This is a genomic window from Sulfurospirillum sp. 1307, from assembly GCF_054408545.1.
On sequence record NZ_CP176011.1, the window covers coordinates 1,574,241 to 1,598,755 of the forward strand.

Below are 24,515 nucleotides of genomic sequence, written 5' to 3' on the forward strand. Positions count from 1 at the left end.
AAATTTACCTAGTGGCGCAATAAATTTACCGAATTATATCGATAATAACTTGTATTTATATAAAAGTTTTCTTAAACAGTTTTAAAGAAAGTTTATAGATTTTTGTAATTTTATTTTTTTATAAAGTTAGTAGGATTTTTTGCAAACAATATCGCCTAAGTTTGCACCTATGTATTTTGCAACTACTTGGCATTTTACTTTCAAAAGAAAAAAGATTGGAAAGTTTTTTTCTTCACTTAAACACTCATAATTTCCCATACCCTTTGATATAATACAATCAGCTTTTTGAAATATTTCATGAGCACTCTTGCTAGCTAAATCCATAGCATAACCTGGAGTTGGCACTCCACTATCAACTATAGTAGATACTTCATCTAATCCTGATTTTTTTGCATGCGCCATTGTCAAATCATTTATGATAGGTTTTCCTCTGACAAAATAATAAACATCAATATTTGGATAAATTTCTTTTATAGTTTCTATGCAGATTTTATCAAAAATTTCTTCTCCAGCATTATCTGCTAGATATACTAATATTTTGGTATTTTCTAATTTATTTTTCAAAATTTCAAAATCATTGATTGCAAAATCTGTTTCATATATCTTTTTTAACTCATCATCCAAATCATATATAACTTCAGCAGCCAAATCTATAACATTTCCTGCTACTGCTGTTTTTATAGCATAAAATAATTTATCATTTGAGTTTTTTATTTTTTCTTTACATGTAGAGATAAAACTACAAGCTTTTTTACTTGATTTTTCTTTTATCTGTTTATATAAGTCATCAACACCTAAAAGCTTAGCTATATCTTCATATAAAGGATAGGCATTGTGTGTAGGAGTTACATTGAAATCAAATTTATTGATATGTTTTTGTGTTATAAGCTCTATCTGAGAAGCTTGTTTATCTGAAACATTTAGTAATGAAGAAACTCTTTTTGATTGCTTAAGTATACAATCAATACAATCTTTTTGTAGGTTCATAAAGGATAATTAAGCGGCTTTTTCTAGCCGCTTAATAAATTTACTTTTTAAGTTCTTTAATTCTTGCAGCTTTACCACGTCTTTCACGTAGATAAAATAGCTTAGCTCTTCTAACACGTCCGCGTCTTAGAACTTTTATTTCTTGAATACTATCTGAGTAGATTGGGAAAATTCTTTCAACACCTACTGAGTTAGCACCAATTTTTCTTACGATAAAAGTTTCACCAGTTCCTTCTCCGCGTCTTGCTATACAAACGCCTTCAAAGTTCTGTACTCTTTGTTTATCACCTTCTTTAATTAAAACAGCAACTCTAAGAGTATCACCAGCTCTAAAATCAGGTACATTTTTTGACTCTATTTGAGCTTTTTCAAAAGATTCAATATATTTATTTCTCATTGGATTTCCTTTTATTTGACAAGTAATTCTATATTGTTTTACACAGAGAATACAAGTCTGGCCTAAAGTATTTTGTCTTCAACTTCGCCATCTCATTTTTTAAGTGGGCTATTTTAGCGTGATTTCCCTTTAAAAACTCTGAGGGTGTACTTAAGCCCTCAAAAACTGCAGGTTTAGTAAATGATGGAGCTTCTAAAAGAGACTCTTCAAAACTCTCCACTTCTAAAGAATTCTCATTTCCTAAAACGCCATCAACATTTCTGCTTATTGCATCACTCATGACTAAACTAGCCAACTCACCACCAGTTAAAACATAATCGCCGATTGAAAAAATTTCATCAGCAAATTCTTCAACAACCCTCTCATCAATTCCTTCATATCTTCCATTTACAAATACCAAGTGACTTTTCTTTGCCAATCTTTTAGCATCTACTTGCCTAAATGGTTTTCCAGCTGGAGCTGGAAATATAAAATAAGCTTCAGGGTTGCTTTTTTTTATCTCTTTTAGAGTATCAAAAAGTGGCTGTGAACTCATCAAAAGACCAGCTCCTCCGCCTGCTTGATAATCATCAACTTTATTGTGCTTATTTTTTGTAAAATCTCTTGGATTAAAAAACTCTACATGTAAAAGCTTTTTTTCAATCGCTCTTTTCAAAATAGAATCTTCAAAATAAAAAGAGATTAAATCTTTAAAAAGTGTCACATAAGTAAAATTCATTATGAACTCTCTAATAACAAAAGTCCATCTTTTACTAAGACTACTTTATCATCTTTTTTTACTTCAAGCACATATCTATCAATAAATGGTATATAAAAACTTTTAGCTAATCCTTCTTTTAAAAGCTTATCATCTGTTTTTACTACCATATAATCAACATTTCCAATTCTTTGTATTTCTGTTACAAGCCCTAGATTTAAATCTTTTTCTTTAACATTTAATCCTATTACATCAAACCAAAAAAGTTCATCTTCTTCTAAATCACAACTTTTTCTAGTCTCTTCTATACTTGTTAACAAAAACGAATTCACTAAAGCACTTGCACTTTGTCTATCTTCATATCCACGAAACTTTATCAAACCTCTTTTTTGGTTATATGAGATAATTTCTAATTTTAAACCTTTTTGGGTTTCAAATACTTTTCCAGCTTTAAACTGCTCTGGAAAGTCACAATGCAAATGCAGTTTTAATTCACCTTGCAAACCTACAGTTTTACCAATTCTAGCAACTTCAATCAAGGAGTCTTTATTGCTCATCGTTTGCTTTAACTGTCACTCTATATGATTTGCCATCTTTGGCTTTACAACCAGAGATTAATGTTTTCAAAGAGTTTATCATCTTTCCGTCTTTACCGATAAGTTTACCAGTATCAACTTTATCTGCGTAGATTGTAACTTCACAGAAAGTTTCATCTACATCATTTTTTTCAACTTTTACCAGTTCGGGATGATCAACAACTAACTTAGCAAACTCTTCTAAAAATTTTTCTATCATTTTACTGTCTCCTCTGCCCATAAAATTTATGGACAAATTCCTCTCATAAAAGCATAAAATCTATACTTATATGAGATTAACTACTCTTACAAAATTACTCAGCTGTAATCTTTGCTACTCTATCACTAAGTTTAGCTCCAACGCCTTTCCAATAAGCTAGTCTTTCAGCATCAAACTTAATCTCTTTTGTTAAAGGATTGAAATATCCGATTGACTCAATCCAACCACCATCTCTTCTTTTTCTACTGTCTGTAACTACGATTCTATAGAAAGGTTTTTTCTTTCTACCCATTCTTGTTAGTCTAACAACTGTCATTGTCTCTTCCTTAAATATTAATTTTATAGGGGGTAAAAATGTGGGCATAATAAATTATTGTAGAAGTTTATTGTGCCTCTTTTGACCACCTAAGTGTCATATACAGCCTACAATCACAGAGGGATTATTTTGTAAGCCAAATGAAGACTGGATTATATCTAAAAATTTCTCAAATGTAAAGTTTTATTTGTGGTATAATGTTTACAATCCAATTTAAAGGCTTTTTTTGAATAATTTTTTACAAAAATACAATCTATCAGTAAAGAAATTAGTTTTACCAATATTTGCTATATTTGTCTTTTTAGCAACACCATTGTATGATAAAATTTCTCAAAATTATATAAACAATTCACTAACAAAATCAGCCATTACATATGCTTCGCTAAGAGGTTTAAATGCGGCTGTATCTATTGTCCAAGAAAGCAGTTTAAATTTAGGAATTGCAGTTGAAGCAAACATCGCCATAGGACAAGTACTAGATCCCATAAATGACGCAGTAGAAAGATTTTCAGATATGATAACTTTTTCTATATGGGCACTTGGAAGTGAAAAAATCATATATGAACTTTCAAAAACTCCTATTATGATTTGGATTGTATTATTCATTGGAATTGCTAGTTTATTTATACAAAAAGATTATATAGAAAAAATTCTTCTAATTTTAATCATCACAAGGCTTTTTATACCTTTTAGTGCTGTTGTATCAGACTATGCTTACAAAGAGGTGTTTGAGACAAAAATCGAATCTAACTTAGCCATCTTAAAATCACCTCCAACAGTTGAAGCGTCAATTGAGTCAATAAAAAAGGCTATAAGCTATTATACAAGCAATTCAACCAAGCTTATAACAGCACTCTTAAATCTTTCAATGTTTTATTTTGGTAAGTTTATTTTAGATGTAATATTATTGCCACTCTTGCTTGTGTATATTGCAAGGAGTTTAGTATTTAGCCAAAAAAGGAGCTAACCTAGATAATTATCTAGGTATTCCTCCTTGTTTTGCCTGAGCTAACATATTTTGTAGGTCTTGCATTCCCTTTTTACCAGAGAATTTTTTTGCCATCTTTGAAGCATTTTTAAACTGTTTTAAAAATCTATTTACTTCATTTTGGGATAATCCTGCACCATTTGCAATTCTTCTTTTTCTTGTATTATTAAGTAAAGATGGTGTTTCTCTCTCTTTTTTAGTCATTGAGCCAATCATAGCTTTGATTTTTTTCATCTCTGCCGAATTTTCCAAATCTGCATCTTTAAGCTGATTTGCCATACCTGAGAGTCCTGGAATCATCCCCATAATAGACTTCATGCTTCCAAGCTTTTTCATTTGCTCCATTTGCTCTAAAAAGTCATTGAAGTTAAACTCACCCTTTTTGATTTTACTTGCAACTTTTTTTGCTTTCTTTTCATCAATAACTGCAGCTGTCTTTTCGGCAAGAGTTTCTAAATCACCCTCGCCCATCAAACGATTAACAATCCTATCTGGGACAAATACTTCTAAATCAGCTACCTTTTCACCAGTACCAATAAATCTAAGTGGAACTTGAACTTGTTTTGCAATTCCAAGAGCAACTCCACCTTTGCTATCGCCATCGTATTTACTTAAAATTACTCCAGTTATTCCAATTTTATCATTAAAAGTAGATGCACTTCTAACAGCATCTTGACCACTTAATGAATCTGCAACATAAAAAATTTCATCAGGATCAATTACTTTTTTAACGCTTTCAAGCTCATTCATAAGCTCTTCGTCTATCGCTAAACGACCAGCTGTATCCACTAGTAAAACATCATACAAACCATCTTTTGCTTTTTTAACTGCATCTTTTGCAATTTTTACTGGATTTTTTTCATTGTCATCATAATACAAATCAAGTTCATTTTGTTCACAAAGCTGTTTTAGTTGCTCAACTGCTGCTAGTCTTTGCAAGTCACAAGCTGCAATTAGTACTTTTTTCTTTCTAAGTTTTAAATAATTTGCTAGTTTTACCGTGGTTGTTGTTTTACCACTACCTTGCAGACCTGCCATTAAAACTCTTGTAGGAGGTTTTGGAGAAAAAACAAATCCTTGATTTCCAGGAGCACTAAGAGTTTCATTTAAATTGTTTTTTAATGCCTTTAAAAAATTAAGCTGACCTATACCATTTGCTTTTGTCTCAAGTTCTACAACTCTTAATAAATCTTTTACAACTTTATGATGAACATCAGCTTTTAAAAGTGATTTTTTAAGCGTATCAAGAGCTTTTTTTAGTGATTTTTCATCATCTGCAAATCTTATTTTATTTATTGCACTTTTAAATGAATCAGTTAAAACTTCGAACAAAATATTTTCCTTATTTCTTTACATTATTAGGGTGTTATGCTACTTAATTTTTGCTTTAAATCAGATAAGTTATTATCCCACATTCATACACTTTACAAACTCTTTTGGCTCGTTACTTTTAAATTCATATCCCAAAAGAGAAATTTTATGGGCATGAAGCATTACTCTTTTGTAAGCTTTTGCCCCATAATGTGTATCTCCTAAGATTGGGGTTTTTATACTTTTTAAATGTGCTCTTATTTGATGAGTTCTTCCAGTTTCTATTACTACTTTTACTTTCGAAAGTTTTCCTTCTAACATTAATGGCTCTATGTGAGTAATAGCAACTTTTCCATCTTCACTTATCTTACTAAATAACGAACTACCTTTTTTTATCGTTATCAATGGCTCATCTATTGTTATTGGCTCAACTAATTTTCCTTGAACTATTGCGATATATTCTTTGTATACTTCTTTATTTTTAAATGCATTTACAGCTTGTTTGTGAAAATCTTCATCTTTTGTAAAAAGTAAAACTCCACTAGTTTCTTTATCTAATCTATGAAGTAGCGTCGCATCATAATCTTTTGCTACCTCTTCAGTTGTTAAAAATGCTGGTTTGTCTACTGCTAAAATCTTATCATCTTCAAATATTACTTTTGCTTTTTCAATTTTTTCAATTTTAAATTTTGCTTTTACACTTATCTCACCTCTAGCAACACTAATTTTTCTTCCACCACTATAAACAACTCCTCTATCAATCAAATCTTTTGCCGCTCTATTTGAAATTTTTTCTTGAATTGCTAGTAATTTATATGCTTTTTCAGTCATCATCTTATCCTATCTATGAGGGTTTTCATATCCCCTACATGTAAAATTTTTGAAGGTTTTAAATCTTCAAAATTTATTTTTTTTAGCTCATTTATTGAGCAAATCTTTATATTTTCTACCAGTGAGAAAAGTGGTTTTTGATTGAAAAAATACTCTCCACTTATAATTTTACAAGAAAAATATGCAGGCTCTAATGGATTATGTCCGCCAATACCCTCTTTAAAAGAGCCACAAAGAAAAACAATATCACTTATCTTATACAAATTTACAAGCTCTCCCATCTTATCACACAAAACTATATCACTGTTTAATCCCGAACTTATTGTAGAAAAGCTCAAGTTATGTTTTTTTGCATGTTTTTCTAGTAAATTTCTAACCTTATCAAACCTCTCAGGATGCCTTGGAACTACTATTAACATTTCATTTTGTTCTAATTTTAAATTCTCTAAAAGTAATTCTTCTTCACCTTCGTGAGAACTAGCAATCGTAACAACTCGTTTATTTGGTTTTTTATACTCTTTTGTAATTTTTGGTTTTGCAAAAGTTTTTATATTGCCATTTACAATAACTTTTTTTGCACCTAACTCTTCTAATCTTTGCTTATCTATACTACTTTGAGCAAAAACTTCATCGACATAACTAAAAAGCCATCTATAAAACCAACTAAATTTTTTATATGAGCTATAAGAGTTATTTGAAACTCTAGCATTTATTAAAATAGTTTTTATACCTTTTAATTTTGCTACAACAAACATCATCGGCCAAAGTTCAGCCTCAGTTACTACTAAAACTTTTTGCTTTTTTATCCAAAAAGGTAAAAAAATCTCAAAAGGCAAATATCTCACTTCTACATTTTTAATCTCTGTTGCAGATTTATAACCAGTTTGAGTAGTTACACTGATATTTACATCTTCTTTTAACTCTTCAATAATTGGCTTTAGTGAATTTACCTCACCCAAAGAGCATGCATGAAACCAAATACCTTCTTTTTTAAAAGTTGGATTATGCTTTAAAAAAAATCTAGCTGGGATTGAGTCTTTGTATTTTTCTTTAAAAGAGAGGATTAACAAAATTGGTAGTGCTACTACAAATAGTAGCACTACTAAAAAGTAGTAAATAAAAAGCAATTTATTTGCCTATGCTTCTTCTACTTCTTTATATAAAATTCTTCCACAATGAGGACAAGTGATAATATCATCTGCTCTTATTACACTTGAATATGTTTTATCATTAATTCTCATAAAACAACCATAACATGCTTGTTTTCTAACAGGAACAACAGTTGTATTACCTGCCCATTTTCTAATTTTCTCATAAAATGTAAGTATTTTTTGGCTCATCTTAGAAACTAGTTTCTCTTTCGATGAGTAAACTTCTTCTCTTTCTTTTTCGATATCTGTCATCTCTTTTTCAATAGAAGCTTTTATTTCTGTACTCTCTTTTTGTACTTCTTCAAGCATTGATTTTGCTTCTTCAATGTCAGCTTGTTTTGATTCAATGATATTGTCTAATCTTTCAATCTCTTCATTTGCAAATTCACATTGCTCTTTACTAATCTCTTCTTCTAACTGTAATGCTTTGATTTCTTTATCAGTTTTTACAATAGCACTCTTTTTTGAAAGCTCTTTTAATTTATCAGCAAGTTCAGCTAAATGAAGTTCATTTTTACTTCTTTTAAGTTTACTGTCTTTAATCTCTTCTTCGAAACCTTCAATCTTCTTTAGTATCTCTTCTTCTTTTGCTAATGCAACTCTTAATTTAGACTCAATTTCTTTTATTCTTGGTCCAAACTCATCTATCTGCTTATCTATTTTTGACAATTCTATCAATTGTTCTAAATGCTTGTTCATCTACTTCCTTAATGTATTTTTTTGTACTATTTGTATAAAAATGGGTTAATTGAATTTGTAATTATAACTTTTAATGGAAAATTTTTCAAATTTTCGCTTAAACATACTGAAAAATAGGACTCACTTTCAAAGTGACCGATGTCGATTAAATTCAACTTATTCTCATACGCCTCAAGTGCTTGATGATATTTAAAATCTCCGCTTAGATAACAATCAGCATCAACATAACTTATCAAATCTCCTCCACTACCTGTTGTTAAAGCACACCTGTTTATCTTTTTTTCTTCTCCAACAACTCTAATCGTATCTATTTTTAAACTTTTCTTTACATGTAAAATAAATTCACTAAAATCCAGTCCTACATCAAAATAACATATAAAATCATCACTACATGTAGCATTTTCATAGCCTAAAACCTTTGTTGCTACATATTTGTTCAAATGTGTTTTATCAAAATTTGTATGCATAGAAATCAAAGAGATATCTTTTTTTATCATCTTTTTTATAATATTAGATGGATAATAGCTTGAATCAACACTTCTTATTCCTTTAAAAATCAAAGGATGATGAGTAATGATAAGTGATTTTTCTTCAACTTTATCAATCAAAGAGCTGTCTATATCTAAACTTAAATATACTCTTTGAACCTCATCATTCATCGAACCTACTTGAAGTCCACTATTATCCCATTTTTCTTGGAGCTCAAAAGGGCTTAGTTTATCTAATATCTGATAAACTTCTCTAATTTGCATCAACAACCTCTTTATATGTTTGAGCACATCCTTTTGCTAATTCTCTAATTTTTAAAATATAATTTTGGCGCTGAGTAACACTAATAGCTTTTCTTGCATCAAGAACATTAAAAGTATGAGATGCAACTAAACAATAATCATATGCTGGAAGTGGCAACTTTTCATCTAAACATCTTTTACACTCATCTCTAGCACTTTCAAATTGCTCCAAAAGCATCTTTGTATCTGCTACTTCAAAGTTATATTTACTAAACTCATATTCACTTTGTTTATGTACATCACCATAAGTTGTAATGCCATGTTCATTTTCATTCCAAACAAGATCAAAAACGCTATCTTTTTCTTGTAAGTACATTGCAAGTCTTTCAACCCCATATGTAATCTCAACTGAAATTGGATCACATGCAATGCCTCCTACTTGTTGAAAATATGTAAATTGAGTTACTTCCATACCATCAAGCCAAACTTCCCAGCCTAATCCCCATGCACCAAGAGTTGGGCTCTCCCAGTTGTCTTCTACAAAGCGAATATCATGATTTTTCAAATCAAGTCCTAGTGCTTCTAAACTTCTTAGATATAATTCTTGAATATTATCTGGACTTGGTTTAATCAATACTTGAAACTGATAATAAGCTCCCAATCTATTTGGGTTTTCTCCATACCTTCCATCAGTTGGTCTTCTACTAGGTGCTACATATGCAGTAGCCCATGGTTTACTTCCTAAACTTCTCAAAAAAGTGGCATTATGAAAAGTTCCCGCACCTGCAGGCATGTCATATGGCTGAACAATTGTACAACCTTCATCTTGCCAATATGTTTGTAATTTTAATAGCATTTCACTAAATGTCAACAACTCAACTTCCTTTGATTTATTAATTTTTATAATTTTCTACAGCTTTATTCCACATAAGCTTGTATTTTCTTCTTGTAAATTCTAACTCTTCATGTAATTGCTCTACTTGTTTTGTAAGCGTTTCTACTATCTTTCTATCTTCATCATATAACTCTTGCATAGAAAACAAAGCTTCCTTTAAAAAGTGGTTTTCACTTTTCAAAGCTTCTAATGTTTCATCTTTAGCATCCATTACTTTTTCATGCAAACCTAAAATAGTACCTATTGTTTTTTCTACAAAATCAGCTCCAGCCAAACTTACAACTTCGGCATCTACTGTATTTTTAACTGGAATTAGCTCATGTGTTCCATTAGTAGCTTCAATAAAGCGTTTTCCATCTTCTTCTTTTACTTTTAGTTTTCCACGCTCTATCATATCTTCAATAGTACTTATATCTAAGTGAACTAATTTACTAAATTCATCAATATCTAACCAGGTTTGCATAAATTTACCTTTATATGATTACTTCAACTTCTGATGAGTCAAACTCAACCTTTTTAGCCTTTAGTATTCTATCTTCTAAAAGTTTTGCTCTTAACTCTTCATCCTCAATTGCCAAAATTTGCATTGCCAGATATGCACTGTTCATAGCTCCAGCTTTTCCAAGAGCCACAGTAGCAACTGGCATACCTGAAGGCATTTGTACGGTACTTAGCATTGCATCAAGACCATCCATAGCGCCACCTTTCATTGGAACTCCAATTACAGGTTTTGTAGTTAAAGAAGCTACAACTCCTGCGAGGTGTGCTGCCATCCCAGCAGCCGCTATAAATACTTTTGCACCTTTTTTTTCAGCATTTTTAACATATCTATGTGTTCTATCTGGACTTCTATGGGCTGAAGCTATTACAAGCTCATGAGCAACACCAAACTTTTCTAATATCTTAGCAGCTTCAAGCATGATATCATAATCACTCTTACTACCCATCAAAATAGAAACAAAATTCATAATCTACCTTTATATTTTATTTAACTTTTTTTCTGAAAAAAGTATATGCTGGCAATTCGCATGGCAATACAATTGCATTTACATTTCCACTATGAATTGATTCATATAACTTACCTTTTTCGCTAACTAACTCTTTAAAACTTATCAAATACTTATCATCAACTTTTTTGATGGTTCCTACTTCATTATCAATTTCTTCAATATTCTCATGAGGTAAAACTAATTCATACTCAACATTTGGTTCAACCTTATCTTTTGCCAAAAATGTTTTTCCATCTTCTCTTACTTCTGCAAACACTTGGTGAGTACCTTCACTAATTGAGTGTTCTAAATTTTGAGTATCATTTTTTTCATATGGTCTACTTACTAGATAACCATCACTAAAACCACGATTTTTAGTTGTATTTAATTCATCTACATATTTTTGTTTTTCAAACTCACCTGCATAAAAATCATCGATTGCTTTTCTATATGTTTTAGCAGTAATTCCAACATAATATGGACTTTTAGTCCTTCCTTCTATCTTCAAAGCATCAATAACACCACTTTTTAATATTTCATCAACATGAGCTGAAAGATTTAAATCTTTTGCATTCATTATATGAGTGCCTCTTTCATCCTCTTCTATTTTAAAAAGTGTTCCTGTTTCTTCATTTTGAGCATATAGAGTGTAAGGAAATCTACAATCATTTGCACAGCTTCCTCTGTTTGAAACTCTTCCGCTTTGAACAGAACTAATTAAACAACGACCACTATATGCAAAACACATAGAGCCATGAATAAAAGCTTCAATCTCAAGATCAGGCAAATGTTTTTTTATCTCTTTTAAATCTTTAAGACTAACTTCTCTAGCTGCAACAATCCTCTTAACACCCATATCATAAAATACTTCAGCATCAAGATAATTTAATACATTTGCTTGTGTTGAGAGATGGATTGGAATCTCTGGAGCTATTTGTTTAGCTAATCTAACAACACCAGGAGCAGCAACGATAAAAGCATCTGGCTTCATTTTTGCCATTTTTTCTATATGCTTTTTTAAAAGTTCTATTTGAGCATTAAAAGGAAAACCATTTATAGTTACATAAATCTTTTTCCCTCTATCATGAGTATATTTTACAGCTTCTTCAAAACTCTCATAGCTAAACTCTTTTCCACTTCTAATTCTAAGAGAAAAATGACTAACGCCACCATAAACAGCGTCAGCTCCATAAGCAAGTGCAATCTTTAATTTTTCAAAATTACCAGCAGGTGATAATAACTCTGTTCTAGCCAAAACTATTTTTTCCCTAAATTAGCAATAAGCTCTTCAATATCATCATTTGTTACAATATTTTCAGTACTCTCATCTCCGTGAATATGAACAGCACTTCCAACACGCTTTTCATCCTCAACCTTACCTTCAAAAAGATGGCTCATATACTTAGATAATGCCCTCATAACATTTATAACTCTTTCAATTTTTTGTCGATGTATATCTTGATATTGCATTATATCCATTGTCATCATAACTTCATCTTCAGCACTTTGAGCACTCTCGATAAGTTTTTCTACTTTATCTTTCATCTCTTTGTTATCTTCTAGTGCTTTTTGAAATTCAGCAATTTTAGGAAATTTTTCACAAAGTTTTGAAAAAAGCTCAATATTTGATTCAATCAAAGCGATAACTTCATTTGCATTTTCTTCAGCTTCCATCATAAAGCTGTTTATAGATTCTAATTTATCAAAAACTTCACCAGCTTTTGCTTCAGAGTCTTTAGTAACATCATCTAGCTGATATACCATCTTATGATCATCAGTTGGTGGTGGTGGAGGCCAAGCCATATCTGCTGAAGCTCTATAACTATCAGGAGTTATGTTTTCTTCATCACCTAAGATATCTTCTGTTGATTCAACATTTTCTTCCTCACTTTCAACATTTTCAGATGAAGCTAATTCTTCGTTTTCTTTTGTATCTTCTTCGTCTAATCCGCCAGCCATTAAGGCATCAAGTTCTTCTTGTGTCATTAGTCTCTCCTAAATTAGACTTGTTTTGCAACATATTTATGCTACATTATATATAACTTTTCATATAATTTTACTTTAACAACAAAAAAAAGTGAGTAATTTATGAGTGTAGATTTACATAACCATACAACAAGATGCAATCATGCAACTGGCACAACGCACCAATACATTCAAGAAGCGATAAAACATAAAATAAAATATTTTGGCTTTAGTGATCATGCTCCCATGGATTTTGATCCAAAATATAGGATGCCTTTTTCACAAATGGCTGAATATGAAAAAGAGATTCTACATGTAAAAGAATTGTACAAAAATGATATAAACATACTACTTGCTTATGAAGTTGATTTTTTAGAAGGATACATTGATAATAGAGTAATAAATGCAAATGTAGATTATCTAATAGGCTCAGTTCATTTTATAGGAAAATGGGGATTTGACAATCCTGAATTCATTGGCGAATACAAAAATAAAGATATTGATAAAATTTGGGAAGAATATTTTGAAGCCATAAAAGAACTTGCAAAAAGTAGATTATTTCATATTGTAGGACACATTGATTTGATAAAAGTTTTTAATTTTCTACCTAAAAAAGATATCAAAATAATAGCACAAGATGCTATAAAAGAGATAAAAAAATCAGGTATGAGTGTTGAAATAAACGCTGCTGGATTTAGAAAACCAATTAATGAAGCTTATCCAAGTAAAGCTATAATGGAACTATTGAGTGAATATGACATACCCATAACTTTTGGCTCTGATGCACATGATCCAAAGCAAGTTGGATTTAAAAAAGAAGAAATCCATGCACTAGCAAAAGAGTTTGGATATAGCAAATGTTCAGTTTATATCAACAAGGATCATCAATTGATTAATTTTTAATCATAAAATTAGAGATTTTTGAGTCATAATTAGATACAATTCTAATAATAAATAATTTCAAGAGGAGTAGTTATGGGCAAATTTGTCAATAATGTAGAAGAGTTTTTTAAGTATTGCCAAGAGCATGAAGTTGAGTTTGTAGACTTTCGTTTTACAGATATAAAAGGTACATGGCATCATGTAACATATAATATTAAGGCAATTGAAGAAGATACTTTCAAAAATGGTATACCTTTTGATGGATCAAGTGTAGATGCTTGGCAACCAATTAACAAATCAGACATGATTCTTATGCCAGAAGCCGAAACTGCTTTTTTAGATCCATTTACTGCTGATCCAACTATAATCGTAATTTGTGATGTATATGATATATACAAAGGTCAAATGTATGAAAAATGTCCAAGAAGCATGGCAAAAAAAGCACTTCAACATTTAAATGAAACAGGAATTGGTGATGTAGCTTATTTTGGACCAGAAAATGAATTTTTTGTCTTTGATGATGTAAAAATAAAAGATGAAATCAACTGCTCATACTATGAAATTGACTCTGAAGAAGGCGAGTGGAGTGATAGTAAAAGTTACGAAGATGGATTCAATACTGGACACCGTCCTAGAACAAAAGGTGGCTACTTCCCTTGTCAACCAACTGATTCAATGGTAGATTTAAGAGCTGAAATGGTTCAAGTATTAGAGCAAGTTGGACTTGAAACTTTTGTTGTTCACCATGAAGTTGCTCAAGCTCAAGGAGAAATTGGTGTAAAATTTGGAACACTTGTTGAAGCAGCTGACAATGTTCAAAAATATAAATATGTTGTTAAAATGGTAGCTCATCTAAATGGTAAAACCGCAACTTTCATGCCAAAACCTCTTTATGGTGATAACGGTAATGGTATGCATACACATATGTCTATATGGAAAGATGGTAAAAACCTATTTTATAAAGAGGGTGAATATGCAAACTTAAGCGATATAGCTAGACACTATATAGGTGGTATATTAAATCATGCTAGAAGTGTAGCGGCATTTACAAATGCAAGTACAAACTCTTATAAAAGATTAATCCCTGGATTTGAAGCACCTAGTATTTTAACTTACTCTTCTCAAAATAGAAGTGCAAGTTGTCGTATCCCTTATGGAAGTGGTGAAAAATCAGTTAGAGTTGAAATGAGATTTCCTGATTCTACAGCTTGTCCATATCTTGCATTTTCTGCAATGCTTTTAGCTGGTTTAGATGGTATTAAAAATAAAATTGAGCCAATTGGTCCAATGGATGAAGATTTATTTGAATTAACTCTAAAAGAGATTAGAGAAAAAGGTATCAACCAAATGCCTCATACTCTAAGAGGTTCACTAGAATCACTAATCAGAAATAATGAGTTTTTAAAACCAGTTATGACTGATGATTTTATAGATACTTATCAACAATACAAATTTGAAACTCAAGTTTGGCCAGACGAAGCTCGTCCAACTGCATTTGAATTCAAATCAACTTACTCTTGCTAACAACAAAAGGGGCTTTGTCCCCTTTTACTCCAATATATAACCTTCTTGAGGGATATTTTTTATAATATTTTCCGGAATCTTAGCTCTTAACTCTTTTATAAAAGACTTAAGAGCATATGTTGTCATCTCTTTATTACTCCATAATTCAAATTCTATTTGCTGATATTTTGTAATCGTATTTTTATTTTTATAAAGCATTTGTAAAAAATCTTTTTCTCTCTTCCTCAAAGCTATTTTTTGATTTTTTTTATAAATAAGCTCTCTTTTTGCAACATCCAAAACCAAATCCTCACTTAGTTTTAAAATCTCATGAGCATTTCTATTGATATACTTTTTTAATGCTTCATCTAGCTTTTCTAGATTTAGAGGTTTTAGTATATAGTAATTAATATTTAAATTTATCAAATCAATCAAATAACTGCTATCAGAATATGCGCTAAGCATAATTATCATGATATTTAAATCTTCTTTTCTAACCTTTTTTACAAATTCTATGCCATCCATTTTATCCATTTTTATATCACTAAGTATAATATCTGGCATTTTTTCTTTGTATAATTTGTAAGCTTCTTCTCCGTTTCTTGCTTCATAAACACTGTTAAAATAGTATTTTAAAGTTTTTACTATAATATCTCTTATACCATCTTCATCTTCTACACATAGTATACTTAAATCTTTTAATTCTTCTAAATAATTATCTTCCACAATCTACCCTATCTCTATCTTAAAAACTGCACCTTGTTCACTGTTATAAACACTTAATCTTCCATGCATATTTTTTTCAATAATAACTTTTGAGATGTAAAGTCCAAGTCCTGTTCCTTTTGAATACTCTTTTGTTGAAAAATATGGATCAAATATAAACTCCATATTTTCTTCTTTAATCCCTCCGGCATTATCTTCGATTGTTACTATACTTGTTTGTTTATCTGAATAAACAATAATTTTTATTTTTGGGTTTTTTATCTTTCTTGAAACAATAGTCTCTTTTGCATTGGTAATTATACTTAAAATAACTTGAGAATACTCTCTTGGATAACCTTTTACAAGTAGATCCTTTTTTACATGTAAATCTAAAACAATACCAAGATTTTCCAATGTAGCACTTGCTATGTTTAAAGCTCTTTTACAAGCATCACTTACTAAAAAAGTCTCTTTTGTTTTATCTGGTCTGTAAAAATCTCTAAAATCATCAATAGTATTTGACATAAAATCTAATACCTTATTGCTCTTTTTGATAGAGTGCAAAATATGTTTTTCATCAGCTTTTTTCATTTTTGTAGCTAATTCTAACTCCATTAAAAGCCCAGATATTTCACTAAGAGGTTGCCTCCATTGATGTGCAATCATGCTAATCATTGAACCAAGCATTGCAAGTTTTGATTGTTGCAATAAAAGCCTATTTTTAAGTTCAGTTTCTTTGATTGCTTCTTTTACTTTTATAGCCAAAGTTTTATTTATATCTTTTAATTTTTCTTCTTTTGCTTCAACTTTTTGTAAATACTTTTCTACAATAGTATTCATATATGATGACATCAGAAAAATAAAAAAACCTAAAGAAAAAAGTATAACACTTGTTATTATGATTATAAATGATGTAAATTGTTCTTTTGAATTTTTATGTATCTTTTTATTTTCTTCTATAAACTTGTCTATATTTGAGCTATCTTTTCCATGAACTTTAACATAACTTAGAATATCTTGGTTTAGTTGTTCTTCTGAAACTTTTAGATAATAAGAAAGAGTAAAAAATGCACTAAAAATGATAGAAATAAAAGGAATCATAATTGCAAAAAAAGGAATTCCCTCTTTTTTGAACATTTATTTTGTCCACCTTGAAATTATTTGGGCATAGAAAACTATGCCCAAACGCATTTTACTTAGAATTGTGAATGTTGTCAACAACCTCTTTCCAAGTATTTTTTTCGATATTAAATTCTTTGTAATCTTCGTATTTTAAAACAGGAGTTTTACCCTCTTTTACTTGTCTTTCATAACCTTTTATAAGTTTTAAAACAGGCTTATAAAGTAAAGCAATAACAATCATATTTGAAACTGCTAAAAGTCCCATTGTTAAATCAGCAAATGCAAAAACTGATGATAAGTTTTGAAATGATCCCCAAAGAACTAAACCTATACATAAAAGTTTAAACATTGTAAACAAAGAAGTATTTCCTTTTGTAAAAAAGTTTAAACTATTTTCTGCTAAGTAGTAGTTATAAATCATTGAAGAAAAACCAAATAAAAATAGTGCAAATGTAACAAAATATCCACCAAAAGGACCAATATGCTCAATTAGTGAATTTTGAGTGAGTAAAACACCTTGAACATCAGCAGCTCCTGGGACATATACACCAGATAAAAGGATGATAAATGCTGTACAAGAACAAAGTATAATTGTATCAATAAATACTGAGAAAGATTGAACAATACCTTGTTGTACTGGATGTTTTACATACGCAACTGCTGCAACATTTGGAGCAGATCCAAGTCCTGCTTCATTTGAGAACATTCCTCTTTTAGCTCCTTGAATGATAACTGCACCGATTCCTCCACCAATTGCTGAGTTTGGAGTAAATGCTTCAGTTACTATCATGCTAATCAAAGATGGAATTTTATCAATATTTAATAATATAACAACTAAAGCAATTAACAAATAACTTCCTGCCATAATTGGAACTATTATTTCTGATATTCTTGAGATTCTCTTTACTCCACCAAAAATTGAAAGAGCAAAAACAATAGTTAAAATAACACCTGAAATAGTAGTTGGTATATTAAAACTTCCTTCAAATGAGCTAGTAATGATAAAAGATTGAGTTGCATTAAATGCTAAACCAAAAGTTACCATTAATAAAAATGAAATTATATAGCCAACCCATCTTTGACCAAGCCCTTTTGTTGCATAATACGCTGGACCACCTCTGTACGTACATGAATCAATTTTGTCATTTTCTTTATATAATTGAGCTAGTGAACACTCAAAAAATGATGTAGCCATACCAACTAAAGCAATAACCCACATCCAAAAAACTGCACCAGGTCCACCTAGTGTAATAGCAACAGCAACACCCGCAATATTACCACCACCAACACGACCAGCAACACTTAACATTAATGCTTGAAATGAGCTTACATGTCCGTCTTTATCATGTAAAGACTCTTTAAAGATACCAAACATCTTAAAAAAGTATCTAAACTGAACAAACCTAGAACTAACCGTAAAGAATATCCCCAACAATGGTAAGAAATATATAAGAACATTTCCCCATATCAAATCATTCAAAAATGAATTTATAGTTGAAAACAAAACTTCTCCTTTTAAATAAATTTTAAATACTCTATCATTCGTAGGTGTGTAAAAAGTGTGTTTTAAGAAAACTCTATATTTTTATCAAATAAATGCTACAAAAAGTAACTTTTTATGCTAAAATGGTAGTTAATATTACATAGTACATCAAAAAAAGGTAGTTTAAAATGCAAATAACTATATCAACTCCAGCACTTCTTTTCCCTGCTGTATCTTTACTTTTACTAGCTTACACAAATAGATTTCTAGCAGTTGCTAGTCTTATTAGATTACTTAGTAAACAAATACAAGAAAAAGACAATTGCAAAGTAACTGAACAAATCAAGAATTTAAAAAATAGATTAGAACTTATACCATTCCCCACTAAGAATCAAAATAGCAAACGACTATATTATGACATAGTGTGAGGCGAAAATCAGTAGGGGCTACTAGTAGCCTCAAGGGTTTTCAACGAAGCAATATGTTACAATATAGTCGCCCTTTGGGTTAAAAATACGTCATCATCTATTTCGTTAAAGCTCTTTGAAGCTACTAGTAGCTCCTGCATAGCTTTGCCTCATATCTAATAACTTATTTTTAATTTGCTTTTTTGATTCTTAGTGGGGAATGGTATTACAAAATGGATGCAAATTTTTGGTGTTTTATCCCTTCTTTTATGTACCATATCTATGTTTAGCCTCTTTTTAGACTTTATAGAAATAGGCAAAAAAATATTTGGACTTAGCTTAATTGCTATGTGTATTTCAATGATAATATCACTTTGGGAAGTTTATATCTCAACAAATGCTTTAAATATGGAATTAAAAGATCTCAATAACAAATGTAAATGATAGTTTGTTTAATGATAATATTTTTGCAAAAAAGCATTAAATTGATTAGCAAAACTTTGAGCATTTTTAATTGAAAAAGGTGCAGGACCTCCAGTGGTTTCTCCAGAGTCTCTAAGCTCACTCATAAGATTTCTCATCGTAAGATACTGTTTTATATTTTCCTTGCTATAAAGCTCACCTCTATGATCAATCGCATGAGCATTTTTGCTTATAATCCTATCAGCTAAAGGTATATCAGCTGTAATTACTAAATCACCCTCTTTTACAAACTCAACTATATGGTTATCTGCTTCATCTGCACCTTGTTCAACTAAGATATATGAGATATATTTTGATTTACCTATATTTATTTTCTTATTGGCAACAACATATGTATCTATTTTTAATCTTTCTATCGCTTTTATGACTATTGGCTTTAAGAGATTTGGGAAGGCATCACCATCAATATAAAGTTTTAAAATATCATCCCTCCATCATCATTTTCTTCTAACTTTGTACTTTTAGGCAATGGAGATGTCTTTGTAAAGTACTGCATTTCACCATTTATTTTTTTCATACCTACACCCTCTGGTACTACAAATTTTCTTTTTGCTTGGGGATAAATTTCTAAATATTTTTTTACAAAATAAGCAAAAGATGGGCCAGTCACTCTTCCTCCTGTTTCATACTTTTTCATTGGAGAATTATCATCATTTCCAAACCAAACCAAAACTTCAATCTCAGGAGTAAATCCACAAAACCAAGCATCAATATTATCATTTGTAGTACCAGTTTTACCAGCAGTTTCTATTCCAGCAACTTTTGCTCTTCTTCCTGTACCTCTTTTAACAACAGTTCTTAATATATCTACCATCATAAAGGCTTGTTCAGGCGATGTTAGTCTCTCTTTTTTATTTTCATAAATAGTTTCATCTTTAAATCTGTTTACTACTTTTTTAACTAAAATAGGCTCAACCTTTAGGCCATAATTTGGAAACATTGAGTAAAATCCACTAAATTCTAGTGGAGAAATTCCAAAGCTTCCAAGAGCAAGTGATAAATCATATGGAATATTTTTAAAACCATCTTTTTTTAACTCTTTATAAAGACTATCCAAACCTAAAGCATTTACAAGATTAATAGTAGCTAAGTTTCTTGAGTGTACTAATGCCTCTTTTAAAGTCAATAAGCCTTCATAATTTTCTTCATAATTTTTAGGTTTCCACTCTTTATCATTCTTTTTATCAACATATACTCTAGAAATATCAGGAATTTCACTCATTGGTGAGTACCCAACATCCAAAGCCTCTTGGTAAATAAAAGGTTTAAAGGAAGATCCAGGTTGGCGTCTTGATTGAGTTGCTCTGTTAAAATGAGATTTTTTATAATCAACTCCTCCAACAAGTGCTAAAATATCTCCACTTTTACTATCTAGAGAAACTATTGCACCATTTAAAATACTTGCATTTGTATCAGGATGGCGTTCAAAAACTTTATCATAGCCATATTTCAAAGCTTCTTTGGCTAGGTTTTGAAGCCTTATGTCAATTCCTGTGTATATTTTATAACCGCCTGTTTTTAAATCTTCATATTCATCACTCAATTCTTTAATAACTTCATCAACAACATAAGGTGCTCTATTTTTTGTTAAAGTTTCATCATAAACTATTGGCTCTTCACTCATAGCCTTTCTATACTCTTCATCACTAATCCAACCAAGAGAATGCATACGATAAAGTACTCTATTTGCTCTACTTAAAGAAAGATCAAAATTACGAGTTGGATCGTACGAGCTAGGAGCTTTTGGAAGTCCAACTAAAATAGCTATTTCTTTTAAACTAAGTGCATCTAAATTTTTATGAAAATACCCAATTGCAGCAGTTTTAATCCCATAATAACCATGTCCAAAATATACTTGGTTAAAGTATCTCTCTAAAATTTCTTCTTTGCTTAATTCATTTTCTATTTTAAAAGATAAAACTGCCTCTTTTAATTTTCTAATAAGTGTCTTTTCTCTTGTTAATACTGCATTTTTTATAAGTTGCTGAGTAAGTGTACTAGCTCCTTCAACTAACTTCATAGCTTTTATATCTTTTATAATTGCTCTAATGATAGCCTCTATATTAATGCCCTTATGCTCAAAAAATGAAGTATCCTCGATAGCCACTAAAGCTTCAATCATACGAGCTGGAATTTCATCATAAGGAGCATACAATCTATGTTCTTTTTCAAAAATATTGGCAATTAGTTCATCATTTCTATCAAATATTTGAGTACTTAATTTTGGATGATAATCTATGATTTTATAAGCATCAAATCTAACTTCAGAATAAAGATATAAAAAACCAGCAATTGCTAGGGAAACTCCAACTAAAAAAAGTGTAATTATATATTTCATTGTCTAAACTCTCTATTTTTAAAACTCGAACTTAAAAGTTTTTTTGTATAATCTTCTTTTGGATTATTAATTACTTCTTGTAGTAAGCCACTTTCTATTATTTTTCCATTTTTTAAAATAGCAATTTCTTTACATAAATCTTTAGTTGAATCTATATCATGTGTTACAAATAACATATAAAATTTTTTCTCTACATGTAAAGCTTTTAAAAGCTTTAATATTGAGTTTTTCGAATCAACATCAAGTGCGGTTGTAGGCTCATCTAATAGTAGCAGTTTTGGCTCTAATGCTAAAGCAAATGCAATTACAACTCTTTGAAGTTGCCCTCCGCTTAGCTCACTTGGAAATCTATCTAAGAACTCACTTTTCAAACCCACCAACTCAAAATACTCTTTTGCCTTATCTCTTGAAATCAAAAATTGATCAATTATCTTTGTTAAAGGAGAGAGTGCTGTAAAAGGATTTTGAGGGACAAATGCAATGCTTTTACCTCTTTTATAAACTTCTCTATCTATGTCTAATTCAACTTCAAGCTCATTAGGAAGCATTCCTAAGAGTGCTTTGAGGCTCAAACTCTTACCACTTCCACTCTCGCCAACAAGAGCAAATGAACTTTCAAAACTAAAACTAATATCAACTAGTTTTTTACTAGGACTACTTATTTTGAGTTTGCTACATGTAAAACTCAAACCATATCCCTTTTTAATTTAATTACGCTATCAAAAAGCTCTTTTAAAATCTCAAAATCAATATCAATTTTAGTGATAATTCTTAACATAGGATTTTTAACTGTTGGAGGTCTTATTGCACCAACTAAAAAGCCTTTGTCTTTTAAAACCTCTTGAGCTTTTAAAACATCTTTTGAAGTTTTAAAATTAACTGGCAAAATCAATCCATCCATTTTTATGGAAAAAATTTCACTTACTAAATTTTGTCTATTTTTTATCTCTTCTTTTATAAACTCTTTGTTTTTAAGTACATAAAGCATAGCTTGATGAGCAAGTGCTATATCAAAAACACTTGGTGCAGTTGCATAAATCAGAGCTTTTGCTCTGTTTTGTAAAAATTCTATTATCTCATTTGAAGCTAAGATATATGCTCCATAGCTTCCATAGGCTTTACCAAGTGTTCCCATTTTTACATGATTTTTTTTAGGAGTTACACCAAAATAATCAAACACACCATTTAATTTATCTCCAATAACTCCACTACTATGAGCTTCATCAACAATCAAAACTGTATTTTCATAGCTATCAACAACATCAAATATTTTAGACTCAAGCATATCACCACTCATCGAATAAATACCTTCAACCCCAATGATTGCTCTTTTATACTTTTTATTTTTCAATATTTCTTCTAACTCTTCAAAAGAGTTATGCTTAAAAAAAACAACTTCACACTCAACTAGTTTGGAAGCTAAAATCCCACTTGCATGGTACTCTTCATCTAAAATCAATATATCTTTTTTTCTAGGTAGTGCTTCAATAAGACTTAAATTTGCCAAAAAACCACTTCCAGCAACTATTGCGCTTTCAAAATTATTTTGTCTTGTTAAAAACTCTTCAAAATCTTTGTGAATTTGATGATACCCATTTACCATTTGAGATGATTTTGGAGCGTGAGAATTATATCTTTTTATCTGATCAAATGCACGTTGTAACAAATTTTTTTTAGTTGCCAACCCTAGATAATCATTTGAAGCAAAGTCATATAAAAAATCATCATAAATCACTCTTGATCTATATCTATTTGATTTTTTAATAGCTTTTAATTCATCTTGGTACAAGTTTAAACCTCAAGATGCGGTAGTAATTTTTCAACACAAAGTCCCATAGCTGTACTTTCATATCCTCTTACTTCTTTTATGTAATCTTTACAAAACCCCTCAACCATACAAGCTCCAGCTTTACCCTTCCACTCATCACTTAGTAAATACTCTTCAAGCTTATCTTCATCAAATTTATCAAAAATATAATCTGTACTACTAAGGTCAATAAACTCTTTATTAGCTGATTTTAAAATCATACATGTAAGGATAGATACAACTCCTCCACTTTGAAGTTTTAGTATCCTTCTTGCATCATCTTTGTCTTTTGCTTTTCGCAAAATCTCGCCCTTTGAGGTTACTACTGTATCTGCACACAATATAGGAAATTCTTCTAAACCAAACTCATCAATAAAAGCATTCATTTTACCAACAGTAGCCCTGTAAACAAAATGCGCCGGATTAGAAATATCCAAACTATCTTCATCAAAACTAGCACTTTTTTGGATAAAATCAACACCAAAAGATTTTAAAAGTTCAGCTCTTGTTTGTGAATTTGAAGCAAGTATTATCATCAAAACCCTCTTAATATAACACCTAAATAAGATGCTATAATAGCTAAAATAATGTTTAGTGGCATTAGATAATTAACCACTAAAGTTAGATTTTCATGGACATCAAAAAACTCTCTCATACCATAAAATTTTTTTGCTTGAAGAAATTTTATATACATGTAGACAAAATTAAAAGCTATAAAAACCCACAAAGCCTCTTTTACATGAGTTGTTGCAAAATGACTTGGACTTGTATATTCAAATCCAAGTCCAACATTCATCATAAATGATGCTGATATTAGTATCATCATGATAACAAACACAAAGTATGAATATCTCTGAAGTATTCTAATACATTTTTTATATCTTACCAATTCTTCATCTATGTCCATAATAACTGGTTTGACTATAAATCTAATTGCAAACATGCTACCTATCAAAAGGCAAGCACTAATTACATGTAAAAATACTATAATCCTACCATATGAGCCAAATATATCTATAATTATTCCATTCAC

General features: G+C 30.4%; 30 protein-coding genes. 5 read left to right on the plus strand and 25 right to left on the minus strand.

Going from position 1 to position 24,515, the window contains the following annotated elements; genetic code table 11:
• Positions 1-126: 126 nt before the first annotated feature.
• The 6 genes from ACKGJI_RS07965 to rpsP all read right to left on the minus strand — a co-directional run bounded on the left by ACKGJI_RS07965 (position 127) and on the right by rpsP (position 3,192).
• On the minus strand, positions 127-987 hold the full coding sequence (locus ACKGJI_RS07965) for a damage-control phosphatase ARMT1 family protein (protein WP_458699758.1): 861 nt from the start codon (positions 985-987) through the stop codon (positions 127-129).
• 40 nt (positions 988-1,027) lie between these two features.
• Positions 1,028-1,384 carry a 50S ribosomal protein L19 gene (rplS, locus tag ACKGJI_RS07970; RefSeq protein ID WP_458699759.1) on the minus strand — a complete coding sequence of 119 codons (357 nt, stop codon included), beginning with the start codon at positions 1,382-1,384 and terminating at the stop codon, positions 1,028-1,030.
• Between the two features lie 28 nt (positions 1,385-1,412).
• On the minus strand, positions 1,413-2,102 hold the full coding sequence (gene trmD, locus ACKGJI_RS07975; protein WP_458699760.1) for a tRNA (guanosine(37)-N1)-methyltransferase TrmD: 690 nt from the start codon (positions 2,100-2,102) through the stop codon (positions 1,413-1,415).
• Positions 2,102-2,638: a ribosome maturation factor RimM gene (gene rimM / locus ACKGJI_RS07980; RefSeq protein WP_458699761.1), complete on the minus strand. Its 537-nt coding sequence runs from the start codon at positions 2,636-2,638 to the stop codon at positions 2,102-2,104. The genes trmD and rimM overlap by 1 nt, the downstream gene beginning before the upstream one ends.
• Positions 2,628-2,876: a KH domain-containing protein gene (locus ACKGJI_RS07985; protein WP_458699762.1), complete on the minus strand. Its 249-nt coding sequence runs from the start codon at positions 2,874-2,876 to the stop codon at positions 2,628-2,630. Before ACKGJI_RS07985 ends, rimM begins: the two co-directional genes overlap by 11 nt.
• A 94-nt stretch (positions 2,877-2,970) precedes the next feature.
• Positions 2,971-3,192, minus strand: coding sequence for a 30S ribosomal protein S16 (gene rpsP / locus ACKGJI_RS07990; RefSeq protein WP_458699763.1), 222 nt, complete (start codon positions 3,190-3,192; stop codon positions 2,971-2,973).
• Positions 3,193-3,418: 226 nt separating this feature from the next.
• Here rpsP and ACKGJI_RS07995 point away from each other — a divergent pair, with 226 nt between their 5' ends.
• A complete protein-coding gene (locus ACKGJI_RS07995; RefSeq protein WP_458699764.1) occupies positions 3,419-4,159 on the plus strand; it encodes a hypothetical protein in 741 nt (246 codons plus the stop codon).
• Positions 4,160-4,168: 9 nt separating this feature from the next.
• Here the strand turns inward: ACKGJI_RS07995 and ffh are convergent, their stop codons facing one another.
• From ffh to ACKGJI_RS08045, 10 genes are all read right to left on the minus strand, one after another.
• Complete coding sequence (gene ffh, locus ACKGJI_RS08000) at positions 4,169-5,512, minus strand: signal recognition particle protein (protein ID WP_458699765.1); 1,344 nt, start codon at positions 5,510-5,512, stop codon at positions 4,169-4,171.
• 72 nt (positions 5,513-5,584) lie between these two features.
• Positions 5,585-6,325, minus strand: a complete 741-nt coding sequence (locus ACKGJI_RS08005; RefSeq protein WP_458699766.1) for an RluA family pseudouridine synthase — start codon at positions 6,323-6,325, stop codon at positions 5,585-5,587.
• Positions 6,322-7,449, minus strand: a complete 1,128-nt coding sequence (waaA, locus tag ACKGJI_RS08010; protein WP_458699767.1) for a lipid IV(A) 3-deoxy-D-manno-octulosonic acid transferase — start codon at positions 7,447-7,449, stop codon at positions 6,322-6,324. The genes ACKGJI_RS08005 and waaA overlap by 4 nt, the downstream gene beginning before the upstream one ends.
• Positions 7,450-7,458: 9 nt before the next feature.
• Positions 7,459-8,172, minus strand: coding sequence for a zinc ribbon domain-containing protein (locus ACKGJI_RS08015; protein WP_458699768.1), 714 nt, complete (start codon positions 8,170-8,172; stop codon positions 7,459-7,461).
• 26 nt (positions 8,173-8,198) lie between these two features.
• Positions 8,199-8,924 (minus strand): Nif3-like dinuclear metal center hexameric protein, encoded by a 726-nt coding sequence (locus ACKGJI_RS08020; protein ID WP_458699769.1) that lies wholly within the window; start codon positions 8,922-8,924, stop codon positions 8,199-8,201.
• Complete coding sequence (gene glyQ / locus ACKGJI_RS08025; protein ID WP_458699770.1) at positions 8,914-9,777, minus strand: glycine--tRNA ligase subunit alpha; 864 nt, start codon at positions 9,775-9,777, stop codon at positions 8,914-8,916. The genes ACKGJI_RS08020 and glyQ overlap by 11 nt, the downstream gene beginning before the upstream one ends.
• Positions 9,778-9,796: 19 nt before the next feature.
• Positions 9,797-10,261 carry a DUF3972 domain-containing protein gene (locus tag ACKGJI_RS08030; RefSeq protein WP_458699771.1) on the minus strand — a complete coding sequence of 155 codons (465 nt, stop codon included), beginning with the start codon at positions 10,259-10,261 and terminating at the stop codon, positions 9,797-9,799.
• 10 nt (positions 10,262-10,271) lie between these two features.
• Positions 10,272-10,766, minus strand: a complete 495-nt coding sequence (gene purE / locus ACKGJI_RS08035) for a 5-(carboxyamino)imidazole ribonucleotide mutase (RefSeq protein WP_458699772.1) — start codon at positions 10,764-10,766, stop codon at positions 10,272-10,274.
• Between the two features lie 16 nt (positions 10,767-10,782).
• Positions 10,783-12,042, minus strand: a complete 1,260-nt coding sequence (locus tag ACKGJI_RS08040) for a peptidase U32 family protein (RefSeq protein WP_458699773.1) — start codon at positions 12,040-12,042, stop codon at positions 10,783-10,785.
• 2 nt (positions 12,043-12,044) lie between these two features.
• Positions 12,045-12,773 (minus strand): chemotaxis protein, encoded by a 729-nt coding sequence (locus ACKGJI_RS08045; RefSeq protein WP_458699774.1) that lies wholly within the window; start codon positions 12,771-12,773, stop codon positions 12,045-12,047.
• Positions 12,774-12,875: 102 nt separating this feature from the next.
• Here ACKGJI_RS08045 and ACKGJI_RS08050 point away from each other — a divergent pair, with 102 nt between their 5' ends.
• Entirely contained in the window at positions 12,876-13,655 is a 780-nt protein-coding gene (locus tag ACKGJI_RS08050; protein WP_458699775.1) for a histidinol-phosphatase, read from the plus strand.
• Between the two features lie 72 nt (positions 13,656-13,727).
• Entirely contained in the window at positions 13,728-15,158 is a 1,431-nt protein-coding gene (gene glnA / locus ACKGJI_RS08055) for a type I glutamate--ammonia ligase (protein ID WP_458699776.1), read from the plus strand.
• A gap of 24 nt (positions 15,159-15,182) precedes the next feature.
• Here the strand turns inward: glnA and ACKGJI_RS08060 are convergent, their stop codons facing one another.
• The 3 genes from ACKGJI_RS08060 to ACKGJI_RS08070 are packed head-to-tail and all read right to left on the minus strand — an operon-like array spanning position 15,183 to position 18,468.
• Positions 15,183-15,863, minus strand: coding sequence for a response regulator transcription factor (locus ACKGJI_RS08060; protein WP_458699777.1), 681 nt, complete (start codon positions 15,861-15,863; stop codon positions 15,183-15,185).
• A 3-nt stretch (positions 15,864-15,866) separates the two neighbouring features.
• Positions 15,867-16,979, minus strand: a complete 1,113-nt coding sequence (locus ACKGJI_RS08065; RefSeq protein ID WP_458699778.1) for a sensor histidine kinase — start codon at positions 16,977-16,979, stop codon at positions 15,867-15,869.
• Between the two features lie 55 nt (positions 16,980-17,034).
• Positions 17,035-18,468: an alanine/glycine:cation symporter family protein gene (locus ACKGJI_RS08070; RefSeq protein WP_458699779.1), complete on the minus strand. Its 1,434-nt coding sequence runs from the start codon at positions 18,466-18,468 to the stop codon at positions 17,035-17,037.
• A gap of 167 nt (positions 18,469-18,635) precedes the next feature.
• Here ACKGJI_RS08070 and ACKGJI_RS08075 point away from each other — a divergent pair, with 167 nt between their 5' ends.
• Positions 18,636-18,875: a DUF2721 domain-containing protein gene (locus ACKGJI_RS08075; protein ID WP_458699780.1), complete on the plus strand. Its 240-nt coding sequence runs from the start codon at positions 18,636-18,638 to the stop codon at positions 18,873-18,875.
• A gap of 216 nt (positions 18,876-19,091) precedes the next feature.
• Positions 19,092-19,298, plus strand: coding sequence for a DUF2721 domain-containing protein (locus ACKGJI_RS08080; protein WP_458699781.1), 207 nt, complete (start codon positions 19,092-19,094; stop codon positions 19,296-19,298).
• 8 nt (positions 19,299-19,306) lie between these two features.
• Here the strand turns inward: ACKGJI_RS08080 and ACKGJI_RS08085 are convergent, their stop codons facing one another.
• Genes ACKGJI_RS08085 through ACKGJI_RS08110 form a run of 6 tightly spaced genes read right to left on the minus strand, consistent with a single transcriptional unit; the run spans position 19,307 to position 24,515 of the window.
• Entirely contained in the window at positions 19,307-19,759 is a 453-nt protein-coding gene (locus tag ACKGJI_RS08085; RefSeq protein WP_458701717.1) for a YaiI/YqxD family protein, read from the minus strand.
• Positions 19,753-21,675, minus strand: a complete 1,923-nt coding sequence (locus ACKGJI_RS08090) for a penicillin-binding protein 1A (protein ID WP_458699782.1) — start codon at positions 21,673-21,675, stop codon at positions 19,753-19,755. The genes ACKGJI_RS08085 and ACKGJI_RS08090 overlap by 7 nt, the downstream gene beginning before the upstream one ends.
• Positions 21,672-22,364, minus strand: coding sequence for an ATP-binding cassette domain-containing protein (locus ACKGJI_RS08095; RefSeq protein WP_458699783.1), 693 nt, complete (start codon positions 22,362-22,364; stop codon positions 21,672-21,674). Before ACKGJI_RS08095 ends, ACKGJI_RS08090 begins: the two co-directional genes overlap by 4 nt.
• A complete protein-coding gene (locus tag ACKGJI_RS08100; protein ID WP_458699784.1) occupies positions 22,361-23,464 on the minus strand; it encodes an aminotransferase class I/II-fold pyridoxal phosphate-dependent enzyme in 1,104 nt (367 codons plus the stop codon). The genes ACKGJI_RS08095 and ACKGJI_RS08100 overlap by 4 nt, the downstream gene beginning before the upstream one ends.
• A 2-nt stretch (positions 23,465-23,466) precedes the next feature.
• Positions 23,467-24,018, minus strand: coding sequence for a septum formation inhibitor Maf (gene maf / locus ACKGJI_RS08105; RefSeq protein ID WP_458699785.1), 552 nt, complete (start codon positions 24,016-24,018; stop codon positions 23,467-23,469).
• Positions 24,018-24,515, minus strand: coding sequence for a hypothetical protein (locus ACKGJI_RS08110; RefSeq protein WP_458699786.1), 498 nt, complete (start codon positions 24,513-24,515; stop codon positions 24,018-24,020). Before ACKGJI_RS08110 ends, maf begins: the two co-directional genes overlap by 1 nt.